Source organism: Ancylobacter sp. GW821-FHT10E12, assembly GCF_058809335.1.
This window is the reverse complement of sequence record NZ_JBXASN010000026.1, coordinates 52,377-62,095: the sequence shown is the minus strand read 5'-3', so window position 1 is coordinate 62,095 and position 9,719 is coordinate 52,377. Positions and strand designations below refer to the sequence as shown.

At 64.7% G+C, this 9,719-nt stretch carries 10 protein-coding genes; 6 read left to right on the top strand and 4 right to left on the bottom strand.

The window, feature by feature from the left end; genetic code table 11:
- The coding region (locus AC1RU4_RS25080) for a dihydrodipicolinate synthase family protein (protein WP_492894396.1) at positions 1-343 on the bottom strand (343 nt) is incomplete at its 3' end.
- A 151-nt stretch (positions 344-494) separates the two neighbouring features.
- On the opposite strand from AC1RU4_RS25080, the gene AC1RU4_RS25075 reads away from it, so the two are divergent.
- The 6 genes from AC1RU4_RS25075 to AC1RU4_RS25050 are packed head-to-tail and all read left to right on the top strand — an operon-like array spanning position 495 to position 5,622.
- Positions 495-878 (top strand): hypothetical protein, encoded by a 384-nt coding sequence (locus AC1RU4_RS25075; RefSeq protein ID WP_492894394.1) that lies wholly within the window; start codon positions 495-497, stop codon positions 876-878.
- A gap of 47 nt (positions 879-925) precedes the next feature.
- A complete protein-coding gene (locus AC1RU4_RS25070) occupies positions 926-2,068 on the top strand; it encodes an acyl-CoA dehydrogenase family protein (protein WP_492894392.1) in 1,143 nt (380 codons plus the stop codon).
- 55 nt (positions 2,069-2,123) lie between these two features.
- The gene (locus AC1RU4_RS25065; RefSeq protein WP_492894390.1) at positions 2,124-3,062 is read left to right on the top strand and encodes a dihydrodipicolinate synthase family protein; all 939 of its coding nucleotides are present in this window, start codon (positions 2,124-2,126) and stop codon (positions 3,060-3,062) included.
- Positions 3,059-4,093: an ureidoglycolate lyase gene (locus AC1RU4_RS25060; RefSeq protein ID WP_492894388.1), complete on the top strand. Its 1,035-nt coding sequence runs from the start codon at positions 3,059-3,061 to the stop codon at positions 4,091-4,093. The genes AC1RU4_RS25065 and AC1RU4_RS25060 overlap by 4 nt, the downstream gene beginning before the upstream one ends.
- Entirely contained in the window at positions 4,090-4,869 is a 780-nt protein-coding gene (locus tag AC1RU4_RS25055) for an enoyl-CoA hydratase-related protein (RefSeq protein WP_492894386.1), read from the top strand. Before AC1RU4_RS25060 ends, AC1RU4_RS25055 begins: the two co-directional genes overlap by 4 nt.
- 45 nt (positions 4,870-4,914) lie before the next feature.
- A complete protein-coding gene (locus AC1RU4_RS25050) occupies positions 4,915-5,622 on the top strand; it encodes a GntR family transcriptional regulator (RefSeq protein ID WP_492894384.1) in 708 nt (235 codons plus the stop codon).
- Between the two features lie 16 nt (positions 5,623-5,638).
- Here the strand turns inward: AC1RU4_RS25050 and AC1RU4_RS25045 are convergent, their stop codons facing one another.
- The 3 genes from AC1RU4_RS25045 to AC1RU4_RS25035 are packed head-to-tail and all read right to left on the bottom strand — an operon-like array spanning position 5,639 to position 9,701.
- Positions 5,639-7,207 (bottom strand): CoA-transferase, encoded by a 1,569-nt coding sequence (locus tag AC1RU4_RS25045; protein ID WP_492894382.1) that lies wholly within the window; start codon positions 7,205-7,207, stop codon positions 5,639-5,641.
- Between the two features lie 23 nt (positions 7,208-7,230).
- Positions 7,231-8,148, bottom strand: coding sequence for an enoyl-CoA hydratase-related protein (locus AC1RU4_RS25040; RefSeq protein WP_492894380.1), 918 nt, complete (start codon positions 8,146-8,148; stop codon positions 7,231-7,233).
- Positions 8,097-9,701: a M20/M25/M40 family metallo-hydrolase gene (locus AC1RU4_RS25035; RefSeq protein WP_492894378.1), complete on the bottom strand. Its 1,605-nt coding sequence runs from the start codon at positions 9,699-9,701 to the stop codon at positions 8,097-8,099. Before AC1RU4_RS25035 ends, AC1RU4_RS25040 begins: the two co-directional genes overlap by 52 nt.
- Positions 9,702-9,719: the final 18 nt, after the last annotated feature.

Below are 9,719 nucleotides of genomic sequence, written 5' to 3'. Positions count from 1 at the left end.
GCTTTGCGTCGTGCCATCGGGAACCTCCATCAGCTCCAGTATGGCCGCCCTGCACACGAAATTCCTGACAGTCCCAAAGCGAAATAGCTTCATCCGTCCATTCCGCAGCCGTACCGACCAGCACCGGCACACGGCCGGCGGCCTGAGTCACGACGATCTCAGCCACAGCCCGGCGCTCTTCGCGGGTCAGCGACAGGAACTCGCCGGTACTGCCGAGCGGGATCAGGCCATGCGTCCCCTCCGCAATCTGCCAATCGACAAAGCGACGCAATGCCGGTTCGTCCAGCCGGCCGGCTTCATCGAACGGCGTAACCATTACGGTGTAGCTGCCACGGAACCCCATCACGTCCGCCTCAATCGTATGTCGTCAATATATCTTTGATCTAATTTATATGAATAAAGTTGACATCTGATCATATCCTCTGTCAATCATGTTGCGTGGGCAAAGTGAAGGCACGCCGAAAATATGGCGGAGCAGGTGGCGGGACATTTCCATGCCGTTTCTCGAAGTGAATGATTTCAGTGATGGCAGCGATTTGGCGCGCGCGCGGCGGCGAGAGGCCGCCCGGCTGATGACCGAGGCGCTCGCCGCCGCCTACGACATCGCCCCGGAGATCATCTCCACTTATTTTCAGGCGTTCCCCGGCGAAAACTATGCTCATGCAGGAGCATGCCCGGCTCCCGAGCCGAAACAGAGAATCTTCATAAAAATCCACGCCTTGAGGCGAGACGCCGCGCTTCGCAGCCAGGCTGCCGAGCGGGTTACCAAGGCTGCCATTGCCGCTTATGGCGCCGCCCCGAAATCGGTGGTGGTCTACTTCCTTGAGCGAGCGCCGGACGAGGTGGCACACGCCGTGGCAATTCTGGCCGATGCATAAAGCGTCATTTGATCAAATATTGAGCTAGACGCGGATCGGGCGGAGCCTTGGATCAGTTTCTCACCGACGAGCAGAGCTTGTTGCGCGACGTCGTCCGGAAATTCGCCGAAGCCTCGGTGCTGCCGGCGGCCGCGGCGATCGATAGAGAGAACCGCTTCCCACGCGAGCTCTATCGCGGACTGGCCGATCTCGGCCTGTTCGGCGTCAACCTGCCGGAAGCCGCCGGCGGCTGCGGCCTTTCGACCGGCAGCGCCTGCCTCGTCATGGAAGACATCGCCCGCTGCTCAGGCACGCTCGGCAACGCCTATGCGTTGCCGGTGGAGACCGCGCGGTTCCTGCACGAGCATGGCGACGACTTCCATAAAGGCTTCATTCCCGGCGTGCTCAGCGGCGATCTCCTGCCGGCCACCGCCGCAACCGAGCCGGATTTCGGTTCCGACGTCGCGGGCATGCGCACCACGGCCCGGCGCGACGGCGACGACTATGTCATCGAAGGCACCAAGGCGTGGGTGAGCTTCGGTCGCGTCGCCGACTTCATCATCGTCTTCGCCAAGACGGACCGCGAGGCCGGCCATAACGGCATCAGCTGCATCCTCGTCGAAAGCGACCGGCCGGGAATCGTGCGCGGCAAGCCGGAGGAACTTCTCGGCATGCATGGCCTCGCCGAGTGCCAGATCATCTTCGATGGCGTGCGTGTGCCGGTGACGAACCGCATCGGTCCGGAGAACGGCGCTTTCAAGATGGCGATGGGCAATTTCAACTTCTCTCGGCTGATGATGTCGTCGATGGCCCTGGGCATGGCGCAGGCCGCGATGGAGGATGCCATCGCCTACGCCAAGGCACGCCAGCAATTCGGCTCCGAGATCATCCGGTTCCAGGCGATCCAGTTCATGCTTGCCGACATGTCGACGGACATCTCGGCCGCGCGTCTGCTGATCCATCATGCCGCGCGGCTCCACGATGCCGGGCATGGCATCGCCAAGGAGGCGGCCCACGCGAAGCTGTTCACGACCGACATGGCGATGAAGCATGTTTCCAATGCGCTGCAGATCCATGGCGGCAATGGTTATTCGCGCGAATACAGGATCGAGCGGATCTTTCGGGATGTTCGCCTCGCCCAGATCTACGAAGGAACCAACCAGATCCAGCGACTGATCATCGCCCGGCAGCTGGAGCGGGAATTCGCCTGAAGGCTACGCCGGCTTCCCGGTGCAGAGATACCAAGATTTCGAAATGGAGACAGAAATGAAGTCCGTCCGGCTGGACAATGTCACCGTCGCCACGGTTCTTCCCTTCAAGGACGATTTTTCGATCGACTGGAAGAGCTACGAGCGATTGCTGGCCTATTGCACGGCCCCGAAGGGCATCACGGCGGTCTTTGTCAACGGCCATGCCGGCGAGGGAGCGGCGCTGACGCCGCAGGAGCGTGCGGAGGTCATCCGGCGCACGCGGGCCTTCATCGGCGATGCGGTGCCGCTGTTGACCGGGATCATCCCGTATTCAACCGCCGATGCCATCGAGCAGGCCAAGGCCGCCGAGCAGGCGGGCGTCGACGTCGCCGTGCTGTTTCCAATGCCGCAATATGCCGGCGGCGCCAGCGGCGACGGCCGGTATGTCCTCGACTATGTCGACCGCATCCTCAACGCCGTCGGCCTGCCGGTGTCGATCTTCCAGCAGCCGGTCAGCTCCGGGCTCGGCTACAGCACCGATGTGCTTGCCGAGCTGGTGCGCCGCCCGCGCGTCATCGCGATCAAGGAAGGCAGCGGCGACATCGCTCTCTATGAGGACAATTGGCGACGGCTCAAGGCGTTGGCGCCGGAGGTGGCGATCCTGCCGTCGAACTACCACTGGCTGCTCGCCCAGGTCGCGGTCGGCGCCGATGGCTTATTGTCCGGCATGGCGAGCCTCATTCCGCACCTGCTTTCCGAGCTCTGGGACGCCGCCAAGGCCGGCGACCTCAAGCGGATGCGCGCGACGAACGATGCGCTCTATCCGATCGTCCGCACCATCTACGGCTCCCCGCCGCTGATTGACATGCACACCCGCATCAAGATCGCGCTGCAGCACATGGGCGTCATCGCCAACGCCGTGCCGCGGCGGCCGCTGCTGCCCGTCCCGGCCGATGTTGCCCGGAGCGTGATCGAGACCATCGGCAAGGCCGACCTGCCACGGATCGCGGCATGAGCGCACCCTCCGGACCACCGCGGCGGATCGCGATCCAGCCCTTGACCGGCGAGGCCTTCGCGCCGTTCGGCCAGGTGATCGAGGTGCCGGCGAATGGCGGCCTGAGCGTCAATGACGGCACCGCGCGGCGCTTCGACGCGGTCGCCGCGCTCGACCTGCTCGAGGCTGGCGGCCGGCCGCTCATCAGTCTGTTCCGCGCCATGCCTTGCCGGCTGCCGCTCCGCGTCCGCACGCTGGAGCGGCATCCGCTGTCATCCCAGGCCTTTCTGTCGCTGTCGCGCCGGCCCTTCCTGATGGTTGTCGCACCTGCGGAAGATGTTGTCGACGCCAACGGGATTCGCGCATTCAGGGCCATGCCGGGGCAGGGTATCAACTACGCGCCCGGTGTCTGGCACCATGCCCTGCTCGCGCTCGAGGATGTCTCCGATTTCGCCGTGATCGGCCGTGAGGCCGCTGACGAGAACTGCGACTTCTGCCATCTCGCGGAGGCTGTTCTTGTCGAGGAGGACGCCGTTCAGGAGAAGCGCGCGTCGCCCAAGCCGAGGCAGGCCCTCGTGGATCTTTATTATGAGGACGTCATGGTCGGCGATGAGGTCCGCACCGATCCTCACCTGGTGACGACCGCGGATATCCTCGCCTTCGCTGATGTCACCCGCGATCATCATCCTCTGCATACGGACGAAGAATATTGCCGCAGGACCGGGTTTGGCCGGCCGATCGCGCATGGGCTGTTCGGCCTGTCGCTGATCGAAGGACTGAAGTCGGAGCTGAAGCTCTATGAGAACACCTCCGTGGCCTCGCTGGGTTGGGACAAGGTCCGCTTCCGCCGCCCGCTGTTCGCCGGAGACGCGGTGTATGTGAGGATGGTGTTCGACAGCAAGCGTGAAAGCCGCAGCGGACCGCACGGCATCGCCGTCGAAAAGCTGCAGCTCCTCAATCAGCGCGACGAAGTCGTCATTGAGGCCGAGCACGCCACTCTGTTGTATCGGCGGCCGGCCGGCGACCCGATATCCGCCGGGAAGCATGCATGACACAGGCCGAGCGGCCCGCCATCTGCGTGACCATGCCGGCGCCGCATGTCCGGCTCATCCGCTTCGATCGGCCGGACGCACGCAACGCGCTGAACCGCCAGTTGCTGCGCGAGACGGCCGCGGTTCTGCATGAGGCAGAGCAGGACGACGACGTGCGGGCGGTGGTGTTGACCGGCGACGCGCACGCCTTCTCGGCCGGAGCCGACATCATGGAAATGCCGGACGACGGCATTCCCATGTGGGCTCAGGCCGAACGGCTGAAGGCGTGGAAGACCATAGAGCGGTTCCATAAGCCGTTGATCGCGGCCGTGAACGGCTTCGCGCTCGGCGGCGGCTGCGAGTTGACCACGCTCTGCGACATCGTGATTGCGGGGGACACCGCGAAGTTCGGATTGCCGGAAGTGAAGATCGGCGCCTTTCCCGGCGACGGCGGCACGCAGCGCGTACCGCGTATCGTCGGCAAATCCCGGGCGATGTGGTTGATGATGACCGGCTCGTTCATCGACGCCGACATGGCCTGCGCCTGGGGATTGGCGCTCGAGGTCGTGCCGGCCGGGAACACCGTCGAGCGTGCCGTCGGGATCGCTCGCGAGATCGCGCAGATGTCGCCGCTTGCCGTCGCCATGATCAAGGAGGAGGTGCTAATGACCTATCAGAAACCGCTCGATGAGAGCCTAAGCCTGGAACGTAAGCTGCTCCTCTGGCAGACGGAGGATCACGAGGAGGGCATCGCCGCCTTCACGGAGAAGCGCAAGCCGGCTTTCAAGGGGCGATAGGCATCGAACCGGCGTCCGTCGCTCGAGCGTGACCGAAGGTGCAGCATGACCCATATTTCCGGGCGCCAGAAGGTAAACGGGACCGGCGATACCGCCGGCGACGACGTCTCGGCCAATTCGGTCGAGAAGGCGACTTCACTCATCCGGCAGGCGATCCTGTCCGGCCAGTACGGTCCCGGTGCCAGGCTGAAGGTCGCGGAGCTGTCCAGCCGCCTCGGCTTCAGCGCGATGCCGCTGCGCGAGGCGCTTCGCAAGCTGGAAGGCGAGGGGCTCGTCGAGATCGAGCCTAACCGCGGCGCCACGGTCCGACGGCTCGATCGCGCCTTCATCGGCGATCTCTACGAGCTGAACACGGAGTTGCAACTGCTGGCGATCCGCCGCGCGATCAAGACCCTGACACTTGACAAGCTCGACGAGCTCGAAGTCCGTAGCGCGGCCTACGAGGCCGCCATCCGCGGCGGCGATCTGGAGATTGGAGTCCGGCTCAACCGCGAGCTCCACGCCCGTATCGTCGAGCTCGGCGGCAACATGGAGGCGCTCAGAATGTTCCTGCGCGGCTGGGAACTGATCGGCGCCTTCCGTCTGCGCTTCGGCTATGGCGCCGGGCGCGAACTCGGGCTGGCGCGTGAGCACCGGTTGCTGCTCGATGCTTTGAAGCGCCAAGACCTGCAGATGGCGGAGGCCATTATCCGCATGCAGCATGCCGCCGTCGTCGAGGATCTGTTCGGCAGGCTGGACGAAGCCGGCGTCTGATCCTGCCGACGGACAATTAGGCGAGAAGGCGCTCTGCCAGCCAGTGCGGGGCGTTCGCCGTGTCCGGTGTCAGCGGCACGTCGAGCGTCGTCAGCTTGGGCGAGATTCTGAGCTCGAACTCGACATGCGGGGCGATGTCGCGCATGGGATCGACGCCTGGCACGATCTCCGTCAACACCCAACCTTCCGATGTCAGCGAGAAGCTGCCCCGCTCGGTCGCCAGCGTGACATTCTGGCCGCGCGCCAGTGCCTGCCGCCCGTTGAAGGTTCTGTGCTCGACCTCGCGCACGAGCTTGCGAACTCGGCCGTTGCGCTCGACCACGAGCGCGCCGTCGCGCAGCGAAACCGCCGCTCCCGCCGCCGTGAGCGTGCCACAGAAATAGATGTTCCTGGTCCGGCTGGTGATGTCGATGAAGCCGCCGCATCCCATGAGCTTGCCGTTGAAGCAACTGACATTGACGTCGCCCACCGCGTCTGCCTGGGCCATCCCAAGCAGCGTCGCGTCCAGTATCCCGCCATCATACATGTCGAACACTGAGGGCGGATCGAGGATCGCCTCCGGGTTACTATGAGCCCCGAAAATCGGCAGCGGATTGGGAAAACCGTTGATCCCGCCGTGTTCGGTCGTAAGCGTGACCGCGTCCATGACGCCGGCTTCGGCCAGCAATACGGGCAACATGCTCGGAATGCCGACGCCGAGGTTGATCATCCAGCCAGGCGAGAGACGGCGGGCGATGCTGGAGATGATGATCCGCGCGGAGACGTCCCGAAAATCCGGTTGCGGAACGGGAACCCTGCTTTCGCCAGTGAGGGCTGGATCATAGCAGCCGGTAGCGGAAGGAGGGGCGTCTGGAGCCAGCACCACGCCGTCGACAAGATGGCCGGGCACCACCACGGATTTCGGGTGCAGACTCTTGGCCGCAGCGATCCGTTCGACCTGCGCGAACACCTTGCCGCCATTCGCCTTCGCCGCGATGGCCAACGAGAGCGCACCGAGCGTGAGCGGTTCGCGTTCAAAGCTGAGATTGCCCTTCTCATCGGCCGTCGTCGCCTTGAGAAATACCACGTCAATCGGCTGGGTCCTGTAGAAGAGCAGCTTCTTTCCCGCCAGAGTGATCGGCTCGACGAGATCTTCCGTCGTGCGAGCGTTCATCTTGCCACCCTGCCCGCCGTCGGGATCGACATAGGTCCCTATGCCGACCTCCGTCACAAGGCCGGGCCTCCCCGCTCCCGCCTCGCGCACCAGGCCGTAAAGCACGCCCATCGGGAAGTTGTAGGCTTCCACATCGGCCGCGAGGATCATGCGCGAGAGCGCCGATCCGTCGTGGATCGGAAAGGCCGAGGCGACGTAGCGTTTCAGCAGTCCGGGATGCGCGAAGCGATCGACGCCGGTACCCGGCCCGAGGCCGGCATTGCATGGCAGGAACGCCGTCAGATCCCGTGGAGCGCCCTCGCGCAGGAAGCGTGCTTCCAGCGCGGCGAGCAGATGATCAACGACCATGATGCTCGCATTGCCGGGAATTGAGACGGTCGCGGCGTCGGGGATCGCACGTACCGCCTGGTCCGCCGTCATCAGTTTCTTCATGGCATCCTCTCGACGGTTGGCGGTCAGGCCATGTCCGGCTTGGCCGGCTTCGGCAGGAAGGAAGGACGTTCGGCCTTGTCGACAAAAGCCCGCATGCCGAGCTTCCAGTCCTCCCCTTCGAACACCGTGGCAAGATTGCGCTGCTCGAGGGCGAGACCTTCCTCCATGGACAGGTCCTCGCCATCGATGATGGAACGCTTCGCCATCTGGAGCGCGAGCGGGCTCTTGGATGCGATCGTCGCCGCGACCGCGAGAGCCCGCTCGACGGCATGTTCCGGCGCGACGACCTCGGTGACGAGGCCAAGTTCCCACGCGCGTCGGGCGTTGATCCGCTCGCCGGTGAAGATAAGACGCATCGTGGCGGGCCGGCCGATCCGGCGCGTCAGGCGCTGGGTGGCGCCGTCGCCCGGAAAGACGCCCAGATTGATCTCCGGCGTTCCGAACATGGCGTCTTCGCCGGCAACGGCGAAATCGAGCAGCAGCATGAGTTCGCAACCGCCGCCGAGGGCATAGCCGTTCACCGCGGCGATGGTCGGTTTGGCAACCCGGCCGATGCGCTCCCAGGCGGCGAGCCGCCGCGGCGAGAACACATGGCCCGTGCCTTTCTCGTTCTGGTCGGAGATGTCGGAGCCGGCGCAGAAGGCGAGACGGTCGCCGGTGACGACGATCGCGCCGACAGCCGGATCCGCGTCGGCGGCGGCCAAGGCTTCCGCCAAAGTCTCGACCAATGCGACGGTCAGCGCGTTGCGCTTGCGCGGACGGTTGAGCTGTATCAGCCGAACGCCGGTGTCATAGTCCTTTATGAGAATGAGTGGCTCGTCCTGCACGCAAAGATCCTCCATTCCAACACAGGCTCCCCCGCGCCGGTCCGGCGTGGGGGAGCCAGACATCAGAGCACTTCGCCGCCGCCGGAGCCGACATGCGGGGTCGGAAGGCACCATTCCTCACCGCGGACGGTGGAGACATATTCCGGCCAGCGCAGATCGACCGGTGCGTCGAAATCGGCAGGCAGGAGAGGGGGCACCCATTTCGTGCCGCCGATGCCGCCGCCGGTGCGCTCGCGGAATTCCGCTTGGGCTTCCTCCAGCAGGTCCGGACGTGTCAGCAGATCGATATAAGTCAGGGCGATCGTCTCGGCGGCGACCTGAATGCCGGGATCGTTTGCTGCCGGCAGGCCGCCGAGCGCGTTGTAGACCCAGGCGGGATATTCGTAACCCTCGGTCGGCGGCTGCATTTTCGGGCGCTGGGTAAACAATCGGACCGTGGGCGCGTGCCACGTATATTCCACATAGTCGTCCGAGCCCATATTGAGCTGCCATTCGGGCAGCGAGCTGCGGAACCATGCCTCGTAGTCGTGCGGATCCTGCAGTTCCAGGATCTTCGGCAGGAAGGGCTGCTCCATCACCTCCAGGCCGAGGTTGCGCTGGACGTCCTGTGCGAAGGCCACGGCTTCCGGGCCGAGCACCGGGGCGCCGACTTCCTTGAGGTTGTCATAGGTGATCCGCGCCATGGCATTGTTGGCGAGCCCGATGCGGGTCTTCGTCACCCAGCGTACCGACGCCTGCGTCCCGGTCGCCGCCGCGACATGCTTGGCGTTGTTGGCGAGCACCCGGTAGATGTGTTCCTGGATCTCCAGTCGCGGCGAGCGCCAGGAATACTGGATCTGGCTGAAGCGCGGCGGCAGATTGTCGGAGGTCGCCTCCCCGGCCGTCAGCACGAATTCGTTGCAGGTCCAGCCGCCGGCGTGCGGGAACATCCCGTCGCGGAGGAACTTACTCGTCGTGTACATCAAGCAGAGCGCATCGATGGCGCCGGGACACCGGGCCACGGCCTGCTGCGACGATTTGATCGGAAGCAGGGATTTGTCGATCCAGGTCTCCGGGCTAAGCGTCTCGAAGGTGAAGACGGCGCTCCAGTAGGCACCGGAATGGGTTTCCCAGACCGTCGTATTGGCGGCGAGCGGATGATAGGAGATGAACGCGTCGCATCCGTCGAAATAGCCCTTGGCCGCATGGACGGGCTTCGAGCCGCACATCTTCTCGGCCGGCTCGCCGAAGAACTTGAGTGTCCCCTTGATGTCGTGAGCCTGCATCGCCGCCTTCGCCGCCAGGATGCCGGCCAGCGCGCCGACGCCGAGCGCCGAATGCGGATCAGTGTGGCCGGCCGCCCAAGGATGCAGCCCCTCGCGCGGCGCGCGGTAGGGCACCACCTGCTGCGAGTTGCCCGGCACCGCGTCATACTCGGCATAGCCACCGACGACGGGACCCTCGCCATTGCGCCAGGTCGCGGCGAAGGCCGTCGGCATGCCGCCCGACCCTTCCTCGACCTCGAACCCCTCCTGCCTCAGCAACTGACAGAAGGCCTTCGCGGATTTGTATTCGCGCCAGGACGGCTCGGCATAATTCCAGATCTCGACATGGAAGTCCGACATGCGCTGGTCGTTGTCGTCCATCCACTGCCGGGCGGTACGCTTGGCATCCTCGGTCACGCTCATGATTCACCTATCATCAAG